Origin of the sequence: Chryseobacterium mucoviscidosis, assembly GCF_002177115.1 — a bacterium.
GTDB classification, from domain to species: Bacteria; Bacteroidota; Bacteroidia; order Flavobacteriales; family Weeksellaceae; genus Chryseobacterium; species Chryseobacterium mucoviscidosis.
Genome location: NZ_MVAG01000128.1, coordinates 86,491 through 100,844, shown reverse-complemented (window position 1 = coordinate 100,844; position 14,354 = coordinate 86,491). Strand labels below are relative to the sequence as shown.

General features: G+C 35.4%; 16 protein-coding genes and 1 tRNA gene. 14 read left to right on the top strand and 3 right to left on the bottom strand.

Annotated features, from left to right (window positions below; all coding sequences use genetic code 11):
* Positions 1-69: 69 nt before the first annotated feature.
* From B0E34_RS15135 to B0E34_RS15070, 14 genes are all read left to right on the top strand, one after another.
* Positions 70-660, top strand: coding sequence for a Crp/Fnr family transcriptional regulator (locus B0E34_RS15135; RefSeq protein WP_087710787.1), 591 nt, complete (start codon positions 70-72; stop codon positions 658-660).
* Positions 661-736: 76 nt separating this feature from the next.
* The gene (locus B0E34_RS15130; RefSeq protein ID WP_087710785.1) at positions 737-1,144 is read left to right on the top strand and encodes a VOC family protein; all 408 of its coding nucleotides are present in this window, start codon (positions 737-739) and stop codon (positions 1,142-1,144) included.
* A 426-nt stretch (positions 1,145-1,570) separates the two neighbouring features.
* Positions 1,571-2,002 carry a VOC family protein gene (locus B0E34_RS15125; protein ID WP_076394588.1) on the top strand — a complete coding sequence of 144 codons (432 nt, stop codon included), beginning with the start codon at positions 1,571-1,573 and terminating at the stop codon, positions 2,000-2,002.
* 75 nt (positions 2,003-2,077) lie between these two features.
* The gene (locus tag B0E34_RS15120; RefSeq protein WP_087710782.1) at positions 2,078-2,491 is read left to right on the top strand and encodes an SRPBCC family protein; all 414 of its coding nucleotides are present in this window, start codon (positions 2,078-2,080) and stop codon (positions 2,489-2,491) included.
* A 23-nt stretch (positions 2,492-2,514) separates the two neighbouring features.
* The gene (locus B0E34_RS15115; RefSeq protein ID WP_087710780.1) at positions 2,515-2,769 is read left to right on the top strand and encodes a helix-hairpin-helix domain-containing protein; all 255 of its coding nucleotides are present in this window, start codon (positions 2,515-2,517) and stop codon (positions 2,767-2,769) included.
* Positions 2,770-2,927: 158 nt separating this feature from the next.
* Positions 2,928-3,794 carry a VOC family protein gene (locus B0E34_RS15110; RefSeq protein WP_087710777.1) on the top strand — a complete coding sequence of 289 codons (867 nt, stop codon included), beginning with the start codon at positions 2,928-2,930 and terminating at the stop codon, positions 3,792-3,794.
* Positions 3,795-3,926: 132 nt separating this feature from the next.
* The gene (locus tag B0E34_RS15105) at positions 3,927-4,760 is read left to right on the top strand and encodes an SDR family oxidoreductase (protein ID WP_087710775.1); all 834 of its coding nucleotides are present in this window, start codon (positions 3,927-3,929) and stop codon (positions 4,758-4,760) included.
* 39 nt (positions 4,761-4,799) lie between these two features.
* A complete protein-coding gene (locus B0E34_RS15100) occupies positions 4,800-5,228 on the top strand; it encodes an SRPBCC family protein (RefSeq protein ID WP_087710773.1) in 429 nt (142 codons plus the stop codon).
* 18 nt (positions 5,229-5,246) lie between these two features.
* Entirely contained in the window at positions 5,247-5,693 is a 447-nt protein-coding gene (locus tag B0E34_RS15095; protein ID WP_087710771.1) for an SRPBCC family protein, read from the top strand.
* Between the two features lie 102 nt (positions 5,694-5,795).
* Complete coding sequence (locus B0E34_RS15090) at positions 5,796-6,254, top strand: DoxX family protein (protein WP_087710768.1); 459 nt, start codon at positions 5,796-5,798, stop codon at positions 6,252-6,254.
* Positions 6,255-6,530: 276 nt separating this feature from the next.
* Positions 6,531-7,085: an RNA polymerase sigma factor gene (locus B0E34_RS15085; RefSeq protein WP_228408211.1), complete on the top strand. Its 555-nt coding sequence runs from the start codon at positions 6,531-6,533 to the stop codon at positions 7,083-7,085.
* 13 nt (positions 7,086-7,098) lie between these two features.
* Complete coding sequence (locus B0E34_RS15080; protein WP_087710766.1) at positions 7,099-7,440, top strand: hypothetical protein; 342 nt, start codon at positions 7,099-7,101, stop codon at positions 7,438-7,440.
* 87 nt (positions 7,441-7,527) lie between these two features.
* Positions 7,528-7,800, top strand: a complete 273-nt coding sequence (locus B0E34_RS15075; protein ID WP_087710763.1) for a hypothetical protein — start codon at positions 7,528-7,530, stop codon at positions 7,798-7,800.
* A gap of 413 nt (positions 7,801-8,213) precedes the next feature.
* Positions 8,214-8,861 carry a J domain-containing protein gene (locus B0E34_RS15070; protein ID WP_087710761.1) on the top strand — a complete coding sequence of 216 codons (648 nt, stop codon included), beginning with the start codon at positions 8,214-8,216 and terminating at the stop codon, positions 8,859-8,861.
* A 289-nt stretch (positions 8,862-9,150) separates the two neighbouring features.
* Here the strand turns inward: B0E34_RS15070 and B0E34_RS15065 are convergent.
* The 3 genes from B0E34_RS15065 to B0E34_RS15055 form a co-directional block, all read right to left on the bottom strand.
* Positions 9,151-9,222: transfer RNA gene (locus B0E34_RS15065), tRNA-Arg, on the bottom strand.
* Positions 9,223-9,309: 87 nt separating this feature from the next.
* On the bottom strand, positions 9,310-11,076 hold the full coding sequence (locus tag B0E34_RS15060) for a TonB-dependent receptor (RefSeq protein WP_087710758.1): 1,767 nt from the start codon (positions 11,074-11,076) through the stop codon (positions 9,310-9,312).
* Positions 11,077-11,182: 106 nt separating this feature from the next.
* Positions 11,183-14,146, bottom strand: coding sequence for a tetratricopeptide repeat protein (locus B0E34_RS15055; RefSeq protein WP_087710756.1), 2,964 nt, complete (start codon positions 14,144-14,146; stop codon positions 11,183-11,185).
* Positions 14,147-14,354: the final 208 nt, after the last annotated feature.

The window sequence follows — 14,354 nt, the reverse complement described above, 5'->3', positions numbered from 1 at the left end:
TTCTTAGAGATTTACTTCATCATTTCCAATAAAAATTTTATTTTTAAAGCTTTGAAAAACATTCACTTGATGAGCAATAAAGCCTTAAAAATCTGCTACGATTTTCCTTTTTTTCTGGATGATGAGCTTGAGGAAATATTTCAGGCACATGAAAAAGTTTCTTTTCATAAAGGAGATTTTATACTGAAAGAAGGAAAAACCGCCAACGAATATTATATTCTGGAGAAAGGTCTTGCCCGCTCATTTGTCAACGATTTTGACGGAAATGATGTAACGATTAATTTTTTTGTCGAAAATGAAATCATCATTGAAGTTTCTTCACTGTTTCAGAGAATTCCCACTCAGGAAAATATTGTCTGCATTACAGACTGCGAATGCTGGAAGTTTGATTTTGAAACTTTTCAGGAACTGTTTCATAAAATCCCGAATCTCAGAGAATGGGGAAGAGCCTGGATGTCTCAGCAGCTTTTCATCGGGAAACAGCGTTCCGTAGAGATATTTACCCTTTCCGCAACCAGACGTTATCTCAATCTTTTAGAGCAGAAGCCGCATGTAGTACAGTTTGCTCCCTTAAAGCAGATTGCCTCATTTCTGGGAATTACAGATACTTCCTTAAGCAGAATCCGTAAAGAGCTGGTTTCCCATCCGAAGAAAATTTAAATCTTGTCTTATGGCAAGTTGATTTTTATTTTAACTTGATAACTTTGAGTATAATTTTAACAGAAAAAACAACAAAATGAAAATCAATCAGATTTACGTGAATCTTCCGGTGAAGGATGTACAGAAAACCAAAGAATTCTGGACAAAATTAGGCTTCCCAACTAATGATGAAATGTCAAACGATAAATCCGTTTGTGTTGTTATGAACGAAAATACCTATGTGATGTTTTTAACGGAAGAGTTTTTCCAGACTTTTTCAGAAAGACCGGTTCCGAAAGGAGATACAACGCAGGTTTTGGTCGCAATCAGTTTAGATACCCGTGAACAGGTAGATCAGATGGTAAATACCGCTGTGGCGAATGGTGCAACACAGCATGAAGAACCGCAGGATTACGGATGGATGTATCACAATTCCTTTTGGGATATCAACGGACATGGCTGGAATGTAATGTTTGCAGATCCATCCCAAATGCCTAAAGACTAAAATTTAAGTCAATACAATTAATTCTTACATCAATTTTTGTGAAATAAAATTTGTGCGGATATTCTTTGTCATTTTTAACAGAAATTCTCTTGAATGATCTAATATTAAAAAAATGATAAAATAGATTCTTCCTTCGTCAGAATGACAATTATACGTTTGATAAAAATACTAATCACACAAACGCTCTACACAAATTCCACAAATAGTATTCGTGTTATTCGTGAAAAATATTAGAGCAATTTGTGTTTAAAAACATCATTAAACAAATATATCCACAAGCTCTACAAATAACATTCGTGTTATTTGTGAAAAATATTAGAGCTATTTGTGTTTAAAATATTAATACACAAATTCCACAAATATTATTCGTGGTATTAGTGAAAAAATTAGTGCTATTAGTGTTTAACTAAAAAAAATAAAAAAATCATGGCTAAATTAAATCCTTACTTAAATTTTGATGGGAAAGCAGAAGAAGCTTTCAATTTTTACAAATCCGTTTTCGGCGGAGAATTCGTTGGTGAAATTTACAGAATGGGCAATGCTCCCGGAACTGAACATTTATCGGAAGAAGAAAAAAACAGAGTAATGCACATTGCACTTCCTGTAGGCGGAGATTTGCTCATGGCTTCAGACATCGTCCCAAGTTTTGGACAACAACTGAATGTGGGAAATAACAATTACGTTTCTGTTTTTCCAGATTCCAGAGAAGAAGCCGACAGACTTTTTAAAGGGCTTTCTGAAGGCGGAAATATAGAAATGCCGATTGAAGACCAATTTTGGGGAGACTATTTCGGAAGCTTTCAGGACAAATATGGTGTTCATTGGATGATCAATTATAACGAGGAATACGTAAAATAGACTTATCTTTAAACTGAATTATATTGAAAGGGCAACTTAGAATCAGTTGCCTTTTATACACTTAAAAATAATATGATGGAACCTATTCACATTGATATTACCATTCTGGCTCCCGTTCAGAAAGTCTGGGATTATTACAACGGACCGGAACATATTACAAAATGGAATTTTGCCCACGAATCCTGGGAATGCCCGAGCTCTGAAAACGACTTAAGGGTTGGCGGACAATTTAAAAACAGAATGGAAGCCAAAGATAAAAGTTTCGGATTCGATTTTGTGGGAACTTATGATGAAGTGATTCCGTATGAGAAGATCAGGTATCATATGGAAGACGGAAGAAAAGCAGAAGTAACTTTTGATAAGATGGATGAAAATACAACCAGCGTACAGATTATTTTCAATCCGGAAACACAGAATCCTGTCGAAATGCAGCGAGAAGGGTGGTACGCTATTCTGAACAATTTTCATAAGTACGTAGAAAACAATTAAGAACGATTTTAATTTTCAGAATCATGATCAATTTAGTAATAATGGCAAAATGTTTAAGTTCCATTTGCGCGGTGAGTCATGTTGTAAGCGGAACTTTTTTACAGGGAATTCTTTCTGCACCTGCGAGAAGAGCTTTGGCGAAAGAAAAAATCGATTCTCTGGAAAAACTTTCAGATTATTCTGAAAAAGAAATTATGCAGCTTCACGGTTTCGGAAAAAATGCGATGCAGAAACTCAAAGCTTATATGAAAGAAAACCATGTTTCCTTTAAAAATTGATATTGGACACAAACTGCACCAATATCAGCATAAATTTTCACTATAAATTTGGTTAAATGCTTCATCAACAATGCAGTTTCTGTCGAACCATTCGTGATTATTCGTGAAAAATATTTGCAGCTACTCGTGTTTAAGACAAAAAAAATAAATTTAAAATTATGAACAAAAATATTTTCCCATGTCTCTGGTACGATGGAGACGCGAAAGAATCGGCAGACTTTTACTGCAAAATATTTGACGGAAAAATTACCACAGATACTCCGATGGTAATGAACATCGAACTTTTTGGTCAGAAAATGATGCTTCTGAACGGGGGTCCGCATTTCAGGAAAAATGCTTCGGTTTCTTTTATGGTCATTTGCGAAACGGAAGATGAGGTACAACGATACTGGGATCAGTTATTGGAAGGCGGAACGGCTTTAATACCTTTGGATTCTTATTCCTGGAGCAAAAAATATGGATGGCTGAAAGATAAATATGACGTAACCTGGCAAATATTTTTAGGCGAAAAACAAAGCGACCAAAAGATTATTCCTACTTTGATGTTTATCCATGAAAATAATGGTAAAGCAATGGAAGCGATGGAATTGTACACTAAAGTTTTCCCGAATTCTAAAATCGGAAGTATTTTAAGATACGGCGATGGAAGTGAAGGACATCCGACTCCCGAACCTGCTGAAAATATTCAGCATGCCCATTTTGAAATTGATGGCTATAGTTTCTTCTGCATGGACAATTCTTACGATCATCAGTTCGATTTCAATGAAGGAATTTCAATGGTTGTAATGACTGATGATCAGGAACAAACCGATCATTACTGGAATGCCTTAACGATTGACGGAGGAAGGGAAAGTATGTGTGGCTGGCTGAAAGATAAATTTGGCTTCAGTTGGCAGATTGTTCCCAAAAGACTGCTTGAATTGATGAACGGATCAGATCCGGTAAAAGGGCAAAAAGTATTTCAGGCGATGATGGGAATGCAGAAAATTGTTATTCAGGATCTGGAAGACGCTTATAATTCTTAGTATTCAAAAAAAATAAGAAAGCAGAAGGTTTGAAGCTTTTTAACCGTTTAAAAACTTTCTGCTCATCTTCTTCAAATTCTTAATTTTCCTTTTCGGCTTGCTGTTTGATGGGTATTCATAAAAGATTTGCTTATGAAGACACAGAACAAGTCAGACTCAAAATCTAAAGTTCCTAAAGACGGACTTTATCCCGAAATTATACGGAAAAGCTATTTGGGAAGTAAAAAACTTCAAAATAATAAAGCGGTAATTTCCGGAGGAGACAGTGGAATAGGACAGGCAGTTGCGGTTCATTTTGCGAGAGAAGGAGCCGATGTTGCAGTTATTTATAAAGAAAGTGACAAGGATGCGAAAGAAACACAAAAACTCGTAGAAAAAGAAGGTCGAAAATGTATTTTGCTGAAAGGGGATGTTTCAAAAAAAACTTTCAGAACAAAATGTCTGGAGAAGATCAAAAAAGACTGGAAAACAGTGGATATTCTTGTAAACAATGTGGGAATTCAGTTCCCTAAAAATGACATTGAAAAGATTTCAGACGATCAGATCCGGAAAACCTTTGATACCAATATTGTTTCTATGATTGCTTTCACCAGAGATTTTTTATCATTAATGAAAAAAGGAGGGCGAATTATCTGTACCACATCTGTTACAGCATATCGGGGAAGTGATCATTTAATTGATTATTCAGCTACGAAAGGAGCGATTGCCACTTTCATCCGTTCTCTGGCTGTAAATATTGCTGAAAAAGGAATTTTGGTCAACGGCGTTGCTCCCGGTCCGATCTGGACTCCTCTTGTGAAGGAAACTTTCGACGATCTGTCAACTTTTGGAAAAGACAATCCGTTAAAAAGAGCAGGACAGCCATCGGAAGTTGCTCCGGCTTATGTTTTTCTGGCTTCGGAAGATTCCAGTTTTATAACGGGAGAAATCATTCATATTAATGGCGGAGACTTTGTAGGAGGATAAAATCTTAATTAAAATAACAGCTAGTTTGTACAGTTTTTTATGGAAAAATTACATTTTGATATTCAGATCAATGCGGAAGCGGAAAAAGTGTGGAGTGTACTCTGGGACGATTTTTCTTTCAGGCAATGGACTTCTGCATTTACGGAAGGCTCTTTTTATCAGGGAAATTTAAAAGAAAATGAGATCATTAAATTTCTGGATCCCCAAAACAACGGGATGTTCAGTAAAATTGTTACATTAATTCCCAATCAGGAAATTAAATTTCTCCATCTCGGTGAGATTTACAATGGAGTAGAAGCGCCGCAGAATTGGGGTGAAGCCACGGAAAGATACATTTTGACTGAAGATGAAAATACAACCCATCTGAAAGTGGAAATTCAGACTTCAAAAGAGTTTAAAAGCTTTTTCGAAGAAAAATTTCCGGATGCCCTTTCCAATGTGAAGCATTTATCCGAAAACCAACTCTAAACATTTAATAAAAACAATATGGAAACTTTATCTTACGAAATCATCATCAACGCTCCCAAAGAAAAAGTCTGGGACGTTTTGTGGAATGAAAATACATACAGTGAGTGGACAAAATTTTTTAATCCGAACTCTGCTTCTTTCATGAAATCTGACTGGAAAGTAAACGGGAAAACCTATTTTACAAATGCAGAAGGGGCAGGAATGGTTTCTACAATAGACAGTCTGGAAAAGCCGGATCAGATTGTTTTTAAACATTTGGGAATGCGAGATGAAGCAGGTAACGAAGATACAGAAAGCATGGAGGTGAAACAGTGGAGCGGCTGCTTTGAAAAATATTTTTTAACCGATTTTGATGGCAAAACAAAACTTCATGCCGAAGTTCAGACTGAAAAAGATTGGGAAGAGCATATGAATACAGGCTTTACAAAAGGTCTGCAAATTGTAAAAGAACTTGCTGAAAAATAATTATTTTCGATGATTGTCTAATTATTTTAAGTTATATTTACTGGCTATAAAATTACGATTAATCATAGTGTAAATTATCTACTGAAAACAAAAAGACATCTTATGAAATTACTCACCATTCTTTTTACAACATTCGTTTTGTCTTTAGTAGCAACCAAAATTTTTCAGGGCGACTGGAATTTTTTGTTTTCAGGAAATTTGGGAATGGCTGTTTTCATCATATTTACAGGATTTTCTCATTTTAAGTTCCAGCAAGGAATGGCAATGATGATTCCGGATTTTATCCCTTCAAAACTATTTTGGGTTTATTTTACAGGAATTATTGAGGTTGCAGCCGGAATCGGATTGATGATTCCTTCCATTCGTGAGCTGACTGCCATTTTATTGATTGTTTTTTACGTCTTGGTATTCATTGCCAATATCAATTCATCCCGAAAAAAGATCAATATTTTTAAAGCGGATTTCACAGGTCCCGGAATGACTTATCTGTATAAAGAAAGAATTCCGATGCAGATTATTTTAATTCTCTGGACTTGGTACTTCGGAATTTATCTGAATTAAAACATATCATTCACAATACAAACGAAAGGCTTAGCTTTTCGTTTTTTTGTTTAAACATTAGTAATGACCAAATTTTGCTTCACGAATTTCACAATCAGAAAAGAAAATATCTTGGATAATTTGTGTAATTAGTGAAAAAAAGTTTGCGTTATTCGTGTTTCAAAATACGGATGAATAAAAGAAAATTTTAATCTCTTAAAAATTATTTTAAATTTATTAAAGTAAAACAAAATTTTCAATCGTCATAGCAATATGGAGATTGTCGAAAAAATAACAATGCCACAGAAGGAGAAGGAAAATATCATCTCACAGACCGTTTCAAAGTACGGAGGAAAGCTGATGTCGTACATTCGTCCGAAAGTGAAAAATACGGAGGATGCGGAAGATATTCTGCAGGAAGTGTGGTATCAGTTCAGTAGTCTTACCAATCTTTCTGAGATTGTGAATGTTGGCGGTTGGCTGTACAGAGTAACGGCAAATAAAATCACGGACAAATACCGCAAAAAGAAAACCGAGAATCTTGAAGATTTCGTGTACGAAGATGAAGACGGCGATTTTTCCATTAAAGATATTCTGCTCATGGATGAAAGTGCAGGTCCCGAAATCAAAATGTTTCAGGATGAGATCTGGAAAAAACTTTTTGAAGCTCTGGATGAACTGCCGGAAAAACAAAGACTCGTCTACGTGGAAAACGAACTCAATGACAAAACCCTTCAGGAAATTGCGGATGAGCATGGCGAAAACATTAAAACGATTATCAGTCGTAAAAATTACGCCGTAAAACATTTAAGAAACCGATTGAAAAAATTATACGAAGATTTAAACAGTTAGTAAATAAAAAGATATGAATCATAAACATAAAAAAGGCTGGATTTTTCTGATTCTTTGTCCGCCATTGATTTTTTTAGGCGTTACATGGATCGTAATGGCACTCTGGAACTGCCTTCTCCCTGAAATTTTGGGAGTAAAATCAATCACGTTCTGGCAGGCAATGGGAATTCTTATTCTTAGTAAAATTCTTTTCGGAGGTTTCCATTTCGGAAAAGGAATGAGGGATTGTAAAGAAAAGAAGATGAGAGAAAAAATGATGCATCTTACACCCGAAGAAAGAGAAAAATTCAAAGAAGTCTGGAGAGACCGATGTTCAACAGTTTTTTTCAACAGGCACAACAGAACCAACGAATAGTAAAAATTTTAGAAGTAGTAAAGTAAAATGGAAATCTATTCGTCTATATAAAAAACAAGAAGTAGTAAAATTTAAAATTTTGAAAAAATGAAAAATTCAGTATTAAAAGGCGCTTTAGCTGCTTTAGCCGTAGTAGGAGTTGCAGCAGTTGTTAAAAAAGCAGCGCAGAGAAAAAGATTTGTAAAGGGTATTTTTGAGGAATACGGAATCAAAGAAAAATCTCCTTTCGGATTGGCGGATAAAATCAGAGAAATGAATGACGAGCAATATCAGGAGCTGAAAGGGAAGTTTAAAAAAGAATTCGCTTCAGGATGCCGCCACAGAGGTTTTGAAAGAAAAGAAAACGCTGCGGTAGCATAATAAAAGTAACTCAATTGAAATTGTTTAATTCCGGCTCGGGAAGCTTCGCTTCCCGAGCCGGAATTTTTTACAGTCATTGCGATGAGCAAAGAAGCGATCTCAGAAAATAGGGTTTCGGTTCAGGCGGCAAAGCCGCCTGAACCGAAACATTAAAAAGATTTAAAAAAACAAGCTTGAGATATTTTGATAAATATTCTAGAGATAGCGTTCCTACGGAACGCCGAACGTCCTCTTAATATGATTTCTACACAGATAAAACTCCAAAGAGTTTTTAGGAATTTTACTCAATATGATTTTTTGTTTTAAAGAAAAAGATTAAAAGCATAACATAAAATTATTCGAGATCTTTGTGAAATTATTCGTACCATTTGCGTTTAAAAAAGAAAATAAATTCCTTATTTTTGCATAGCTTAATGAAAGATTACTACTATTTTCTCGGGATTTCTCACGATGCTTCGGAAGAAGACATCAAAAAAGCCTATCGAAAATTATCTTTAAAATATCACCCTGACAAAAATGATAACGATGATTTTTTCGCAGACCGGTTCCGTGAAATTCAGGAAGCCTATGAAACATTGAGTGATAAAAGCAGAAGACATTCTTACGATCAGAATTTAGAAAGTCATCAGAAAAGCTTCCGGTACAATATTCCGCCTTCTATTAAAACTTTTACGGCAAACAAAATTCATGCGAAAAAAGGGGAGGAGATCATCATCAATTGGCAGACTCAAAATGCCGATGTGGTGAAAGTGTTACCTTTCGGACTGGAAAAATCTTATGGAGAAAGAGTTTTTAAAATAACGGAATTTAAAGACGGTAAATTCCAGATTTTGCTTCACGCTACGAATTCACTACTGCACAAAACAGCCGTTCAGGGCATTACGATTACCGAAGTTTTCGAAAACAATTCGGAAAAATTTAAAGATAAGGCAGAGGAATTATTTAAGTCACAGCCAAGAACTGTTGCAAATCCTCATGGACAGCCAAAAATCGCGAGAATTATTATCGGGATTGCCTTACTAATTCTGGCGGTCTATTTCCTGTTAAAAAGCTTTAATTAAGCCATTTTCTTTCTTCCCGGGCACTTTTTACATCTTTTTCCCTTTTTAAATTTTTTGCAGCATGACTTCTTATCGCCGCAATACATTTCTTCGGTATTCATTGAAAAAGCAGGAGCTAATGGAGCTACTTTGAAAGGAACGATCATATTCATGATGCAAATATATTAATTTAGAATAAATCCAGATAATAAATTTTAAAAAAAATTAATGATATATATCAAAGAGATTTAAATGATTGGCAATGATAATCAATAAAAAAGGACAAACATCAAATGTCTGTCCTTAAAAGTGACCGCAGAAGGATTCGAACCCTCACTGTCGGAGCCGAAATCCGAAGTTCTATCCATTAAACTATGCAGCCTATTTGAGTTGGAGGGTTTGAGACTAAGAGAGTTTTAAATCTGAATAAATAAACACTCAAACACAAAAACTCTCCCACCCTAAAACTCTAAAACGTAATCTTCACGCCTCCCAAAATCTGTGCACCCAGAACTTTATAGCCTTTGTACGTTTGATATTTTGAGCTCAGAAGATTATTTCCAAGCGCGAAAATACTGAAATTTTTGTGAATTTTATACTCTGCCGATAAATTTAAATCTGCATAACCTCCCACTTTATCGTTGGTGTTCTCTGTAGACTGATAGAACATGGGACTTCCAACTCCCTGAATCATAAATGAATTGGTAGTTCTGTCGCTGGCAAAAATACCTTTAAAACCTAATAATAATTTTTGATCCAGCATCGTATATTTTGCTCCGATTGTTGCCGTAACCAAAGGTACATTGTAGATATTTTCGTAGTTTTTAAGATCAAACTTGGTAAATTTCACTTCTCCGTCCAACACTAAATTTGCCAGAGGAAAATACTGTAAACTACCTTTGATGTCTCCTACATTTCCGTCATCATACACCGCAGAAAAAGTATTCGCGAAATTATAGGCAGAACGGTTTAGGGTGAAATTCGTGTCAAAAAGATCATTGGCCTTAAAGAACATAATATCTCTCATTTTTCCGTACCCTGCAGAAACATCATATTTAAAAGTTTCATCAATATCTCCTCTTAAACCTACATAAAAATGATATTTTGTTTCAGTTGGTCTTAAATACTGGTCAGAAACAATAAAAGGATTCTGCTGTAGTAAGTCTGAATAGGTATTCAGCTTTAAACCTCCGTCAACTCCTCCGTAAAATTTAAACTCCTGTGCTGCAGCAACCTGAAATTCAGCTTCCGGAAACCAATAGGTTTTGTTATTTTTCATTTGCTCAGCCATCAGATCATTCTGGTTTTTACCATTCAGAAACGCAAACTGCGATCCTAATTTCAGGTAAGAATCCCCTTTTCTGAAAGTAACTTTCGGACTCAGACTTGTATTGAAAAAGTTGGACGAATTTTTATCTCTGATTGAAAATTCAGTTTTTACCGTTTCCAAACCAACGCCTAAATCTGCATTCAGACTGATACCTGATTTGCCGATTTCAACCCCATGTTTCGAGAAATTCGCCAAAACGGAAGCCTGATTTTCCTGAGCATCAAAATGGTCTTTTAAAAATGAAGATTTCACCCTTACATCATTCAGAATTTCGTTCGAATAAAAATCATAATAACCGTTTACTTTAAACTGATTGACTCTTTGATCCAGATCAACATCATTGCTTGGAGTCAGAGCATAAATTCCGTAATAATTATAGCTGTTCAAACCATATTCCGCATTCAGATTGAATTTTCCTTTATCTCCGTAAGAATTCAGGAAAGCTCCTAAAGTGGTTGAACTCTGCTTAGAATCCCAGTCATATTCCTTTTTTAAACCCTGCGTTGAAAGAAAATGAGCATCCACTCCAACCTCAATTTTATTTTCCAGCGTTTTCGAAATATTTGCATCCCCCAGAATTTTACCGAAATTTCCCATTCCGAACTGGATGTAGTTATTCTGAGCCGAACCTTCAAATTTCGGGGTCACATCTGCTCCCTGAATTGTTGATGTTTTAAAATCCGAAACTGCAGGAACATCCGTAATGTTGTACTGTACTGGATTCTGAGATTTTTCTTCCGGCGGATAATTTTTAATGGTTTCTACCGAAGTTTTCTTTTTTTCGATCTTTTTTACTTCCGGTTCCCTTTTTTTATTGAGAATCAGTTTTTCTTCTTTGATCTGGGAAAACGCTACCGACGAAAACCCTAAAAATATGATGGATAATAATTGAATTCTTTTATTCATTACTTTTTGTATTAATAATGTACCAATTTATCAATGCAGCAATCTGGCAATGTATAGTTTGATTGGTAAACTGTTACATTGATAAATTGATACATTAAATATATTTTTACTTTTTAATCTGCTTTTTAACTTCCTTCGCTTCCGCTACAATTTCAGGGAAATCTTTATAATTCTCAATGATCTGATCACAGGTATAACTTGCCTGATAATTGTCTTTCAGACCAATATAGTTTTTCGCCATCAGAACAAGAGCTTTTGCCCCCCAATATTCTTCGGAAGCATAATTATTGGCTAATTTAAAGATCGTTTCATTAGAAGATTTAAACGCTTTTCCTTTGTTTTGATAATAAGCTTTCGCGTACAGAGATTCTGCGGCAACTGAGGTGTTTGAAGATTTTTCAAGAGAAGCATAAGCCGACTGTGCGTCTTTGTCTTTTCCTGAATTCATCAGACTTCTTGCCTTAATTACTTTTGCCGTCTCAATAACCGCTGCGGAGTTTTTATTGTTGGCAATCACCGCATCGGCTAATTTTTCGGCCTGAGAAAAGTTCTTTTCATCGGCATAAACTTTCATCAGTTCAACATTGGCGTAATTTTTAATGTTGACGTCTGATGAGTTTTTAATATTTTCAAGATATTTTTTAGCTTCAGCCGTATTCCCCTGATTGACATAGATTTGCGCTAAACGGGTTTGTGCATCATCCTGATAATCGTTCTGAACATTGGCAACTTCCTGTAAAACCAACAGTGCTTTTGTAGTATCTTTGGTCTGATAATAACTTTCACCAAGCTCATATTTTGCCTGATAAAGCCCTTCTCCGGTCGGATTCTGCGTTAAATATTTCTCGTAATATGAAATCGCGTTTTTGTAATCTTTCTTCGTGAAATACTGTTTTGCAGTCGATAAGTTAATTTCATCAATTTCTGATGCATCAATATTAACCCCTAAATTTCTTGCGAAAGTTTCATAGCCTGAAACATCCCCGTTTTTCGTGAAGATTGGTTTCGCCGCCTGAACAATTTTTTCAGCATAGGCTGTATTTTTGTACTGTTCGCCAAGCGATCTCAGTTCAGATAAAGCCTTATCACTCTGGTTCTGGTCAATGTAGTTTTGTGCTCTGTAAATCGATGCATTGGCAACCAAATCTTTATCAGATGAAGTTTTAATCACTTTATTAAAGTAATCATTTGAATTACTGAAATCGTCCTGTGCTGCGTAAGCTGTACCTATTTCGTATTGTGCATCGTCATAATAATCAGAATCCGGATATATGGATAAAAGGTTTTTCAGGTTGGTAATTTTCGCCTGAGTATCACCTTTAAATCCTAAAGCCATTGCTTTCTGATACAGTGTATAATCTGTTGCGTCTTCATTTTTATCATAAATGGCAATCGCTTCGTTCAGGTTATTGTTTGCGTAATTAATATCTGCCAAACGAAGTTCAGCATCATTTTTAAACTCAGGTTTCGGATTTGCTAAATATTGCTTAAAATACGTTTCAGCCTGATCAAATTTTTTAGATTTGAAATATGCATAGCCTAAATCATAAGGAAGCTGCTGCTTTTCAGGGAAATTTTCACCCAGTAATTTTTCATAACGGGCGATTGCGGAAGGATAATTTCCTTTCTGATAATACACCTGTCCTAACCAATATAAAGCTCTGTTGTTGAATTCTTTATTGATGTTAAATCCTAAACTTCTTAAGAAATAATTTTCCGCTTCATCATAATTTCCTTTGTTGAATTCTTCCGTTCCCAAAAGATAAGAAACTTCCTGATCGATTTTATTGATTTCCGGCGTTGAGCTCTGTAAACGGTCAATCGCGTTCAGCGTTTCCTTATAATTTCCGGAATATAAATAGGATTTCACCAAAAGCGATCTCATTTCCGAAGCATTCGCGCCGTTTTGGTTTTCATTAATATAATTCTGGATTACCGTCGAAGCACTTTCAAACGGATTTCCGATGTCGTAGCTTAATTTAGCGTATTGTTCATGCGCAAGCTTTTTCACATTCTTATCATAATTCATCTGATACGCAGAACGGAAAGCAGAAAGTGCTTCCTGTTTTTTACCAACCGCCAGATAAGCATTTCCAAGCTGATAATAAGCATTCTGAGCCAATGCAGAATTGCTGTTCAGTAATTGATTGTAATAAGAAACTGCTTCGTCATACTTTTTAAGCTGAGCCGCTACAAATCCCATCTCATAAAGATCGTTTTCAGACGGATTTTGCTGAACGCTCAGATAATCTTTCAAATGTGGGTACGCCGAAGTGTAATCATCTTTCATGAAATAACTTTCACCGATGATCTTATGAACTTCTGCTTTATAGGAATCTGAAATATCTTCATTCAGTAAAGCAGTTCCTTCGGAGATCGCTTTATCATAATCTTTGTCATTGTAGTACATCTGAACATAGTAAGGACGCACCAGTTTAGAATATTTCGGCTCTTCTTTAATGGAATCAAAATAACGGAACGCTTTATCATTCTGCCTGTTAGAATAATATAAATGTCCCAACATATAAGCAATATCGCCTTTTTGAGACTGATCTGCCGTTTTATAAGCTTCTTCCAGTGCATCTGTTGCACCTTTGGAATCGCCCATCATGAATTTAGCATAGCCCAGTTTCAGAATGTACTGTGTATTTTCTTCTTTGGAAAGCTGATACTGGTTTACTTTTTTCAGAGTTTCCAGAGCTTTGGCGAAATCTTTTTTAGCCAAATAATAATCAGCCAACGGTAAATTGGCCTGTGCAAAATAAGCAGAGTTCGGATATTCTTTCATGAAAGCGGTTAATCCTTCTTCCGCATGATTTTTCTGAAGAATGACGCCGATCACGTTATCAAAAAACTGCGCAGCTTCTTTCCTCGAACGCGACAAATGCTGATTGTAGAAATATTGTCTGGCGTATTCGTATTGTGAAGCGTTGTATATTTTGGTCTGATAAAGATTTTCAGCGAGATTGAATCTGTAGTTTTCTTTTTGGGTAAAGTACTGAGACTGTTGCGCATCGGAGATCCCGAAATACATTACAGCAGCCGCTAAAAGTATTTTTTTCGATTTCATTAATTTTAAATTTTAACATGAAGAAGCCTGAAAATCAGGTTCAGATATTTAAAATTACGGGAATTTTTATCCACAATTTATCAACGAAAATATTGAAAAGATATTGTATAAGCAAGCGTTTTAACACATTGTTAGTAACCAAAATTTTTTTTAAGACTTCTTAACTTTTTGATAAGAAAGATTAAGAAAATAAAAATTATTTCGGAGA

What these genes read in the sequence shown, in the direction of transcription:
- B0E34_RS15135 (WP_087710787.1), top strand. Translation starts at nt 70, where the DNA reads ATGAGCAATAAAGCCTTAAAAATCTGCTACGATTTTCCTTTTTTTCTG.
- B0E34_RS15130 (WP_087710785.1), top strand. Translation starts at nt 737, where the DNA reads ATGAAAATCAATCAGATTTACGTGAATCTTCCGGTGAAGGATGTACAG.
- B0E34_RS15125 (WP_076394588.1), top strand. Translation starts at nt 1,571, where the DNA reads ATGGCTAAATTAAATCCTTACTTAAATTTTGATGGGAAAGCAGAAGAA.
- B0E34_RS15120 (WP_087710782.1), top strand. Translation starts at nt 2,078, where the DNA reads ATGGAACCTATTCACATTGATATTACCATTCTGGCTCCCGTTCAGAAA.
- B0E34_RS15115 (WP_087710780.1), top strand. Translation starts at nt 2,515, where the DNA reads ATGATCAATTTAGTAATAATGGCAAAATGTTTAAGTTCCATTTGCGCG.
- B0E34_RS15110 (WP_087710777.1), top strand. Translation starts at nt 2,928, where the DNA reads ATGAACAAAAATATTTTCCCATGTCTCTGGTACGATGGAGACGCGAAA.
- B0E34_RS15105 (WP_087710775.1), top strand. Translation starts at nt 3,927, where the DNA reads ATGAAGACACAGAACAAGTCAGACTCAAAATCTAAAGTTCCTAAAGAC.
- B0E34_RS15100 (WP_087710773.1), top strand. Translation starts at nt 4,800, where the DNA reads ATGGAAAAATTACATTTTGATATTCAGATCAATGCGGAAGCGGAAAAA.
- B0E34_RS15095 (WP_087710771.1), top strand. Translation starts at nt 5,247, where the DNA reads ATGGAAACTTTATCTTACGAAATCATCATCAACGCTCCCAAAGAAAAA.
- B0E34_RS15090 (WP_087710768.1), top strand. Translation starts at nt 5,796, where the DNA reads ATGAAATTACTCACCATTCTTTTTACAACATTCGTTTTGTCTTTAGTA.
- B0E34_RS15085 (WP_228408211.1), top strand. Translation starts at nt 6,531, where the DNA reads ATGCCACAGAAGGAGAAGGAAAATATCATCTCACAGACCGTTTCAAAG.
- B0E34_RS15080 (WP_087710766.1), top strand. Translation starts at nt 7,099, where the DNA reads ATGAATCATAAACATAAAAAAGGCTGGATTTTTCTGATTCTTTGTCCG.
- B0E34_RS15075 (WP_087710763.1), top strand. Translation starts at nt 7,528, where the DNA reads ATGAAAAATTCAGTATTAAAAGGCGCTTTAGCTGCTTTAGCCGTAGTA.
- B0E34_RS15070 (WP_087710761.1), top strand. Translation starts at nt 8,214, where the DNA reads ATGAAAGATTACTACTATTTTCTCGGGATTTCTCACGATGCTTCGGAA.
- B0E34_RS15060 (WP_087710758.1), bottom strand. Translation starts at nt 11,076, where the DNA reads ATGAATAAAAGAATTCAATTATTATCCATCATATTTTTAGGGTTTTCG.
- B0E34_RS15055 (WP_087710756.1), bottom strand. Translation starts at nt 14,146, where the DNA reads ATGAAATCGAAAAAAATACTTTTAGCGGCTGCTGTAATGTATTTCGGG.